1 pseudogene is annotated in these 1543 nt (G+C 75.8%); it reads left to right on the top strand.

Going from position 1 to position 1543, the window contains the following annotated elements:
• Nucleotides 1-1543, top strand: a pseudogene (locus GTW40_RS23290) (hypothetical protein); the annotation flags it as partial.

Below are 1543 nucleotides of genomic sequence, written 5' to 3'. Positions count from 1 at the left end.
GGCTGCCCGCCTCGACGACCGGCACGGAGGCCAAGGCGGAGTACCAGGACAAGCTCGCCTCCGCCAACCAGCTCCTCACCCGGCACCCCGTACCGCCGACGACCCCCTCCGCGCGGCCCGCACAGCCGCCCGTCCAGCCCGCACAGCCGCCCGTCCAGCCCGCACAGTCGCCTGTCCAGCCCGCGCAGCCGTCGGCTCAGGCCGCGCCGTCTCCGGCCCAGCCCATGGGCCAGGCCCAGCCCATGAATCAGGCTCAGCCGATGGGTCAGCCGCAGGCCGGGGTCCCGTCGCAGCCCGGGGGCCCGTCGCAGGCCACGGGTCAGTGGCAGCAGCCCCAGCAGTGGGCGGCGACGCCTCCGGCCGCCGCGCCGCTCACCGACACCGGTGCCGGTACCTGGGCGGCCTACGCGGACTACGCGGCATACGCGGCCATCCCGGACGCGGTGACGGACACGGGCTCGCTCGCGTACTTCCCGCCGACTCCGGCGCCCGCGGCGGCTCCCGGGGGTACGGGGACGTTCCCCGGTGGGGACACCGGTGCGTTCCGGGCGGCAAGTACGGGCGGCTTCCCGGTGGTTGACCCGGAGATGCTCCAGACCGGTGGCACGGGCGCGTTCCCGGTCGTCGATCCGGGGATGGCTCAGGCGGGGAACACGGGGACGTTCCCGGGGGCCGCCACGGGTGCTCCTGCTCCGCAGGTGACAAACACGGGATCGTTCCCGGGAGTTGAGGCCGCGATGCCCCAGCAGGGCGGCACCGGCACGTACCCGATGGCCGACACGGGCTTCATGCAGGCCGCAAACGCGGCGGCTTTCGCGGGAGTTGGCGCTGCCGCGCCCCAGCAGGGCGCCCCCGGGGCATACCCGGCAGCGGACACCGGCTCGATGCAGGCCGCGAGTACGGGAGCGTTTCCGGGGGTTGACCCCGGGATGCTCCAGCAAGGCGGCACGGGTGCGTACCCGACGGCCGGAACCGTCGCTCCCCAGGCGGGAAACACGGGTGCGTTCCCGGGAGTCGGCGCCGCGATGCCCCAGCAGGGCGGCGGCATGGGGGCGTATCCGACGGCCGACACCGGCTCGTTCCAGGCGGTAAACGCGGGTGTAGCCACGGCAGTTGACCCGGGAATGCTCCAGGCCGGTGGCACGGGCGCGTACCTGGCCGTCGACCCGGCGATGGCTCAGGCGGGGGCACCGGGCCAGTTCCCGGCCGCCGACCCGAACGCGTTCCCCACCGCCACCCCCGGGATGCAGCAGGCCGGTGGTACGGGCGCGTACCCGGCCGCCGACCCGGCAATGGCTCAGGCAGGGGCACCGGGCCAGTTCCCGGCCGCCGACCCGGCGATGCTCCAGGCGGGAGCCACCGGCGCGTACCAGACGGCGAGTACCGGTGCGATGCCCGCGGTCGACCCGGCCATGGCGCAGCCGGGCACCCCCGGGACAGCCCCGGCCGCGCCCGCCGCCGCGTACCAGACGGGCTCGTTCACCTTCCCGCCCACCCAGGCTCAGGCCGCTCCCCCTCAGGCCGCCCCCGCCGCCCCCATGCC

This window comes from Streptomyces sp. SID4985 (assembly GCF_009863025.1).
GTDB lineage: Bacteria > Actinomycetota > Actinomycetes > Streptomycetales > Streptomycetaceae > Streptomyces.
Note: the sequence above shows the minus strand (reverse complement) of the source record. Positions and strands in the feature narration are given on the sequence as shown.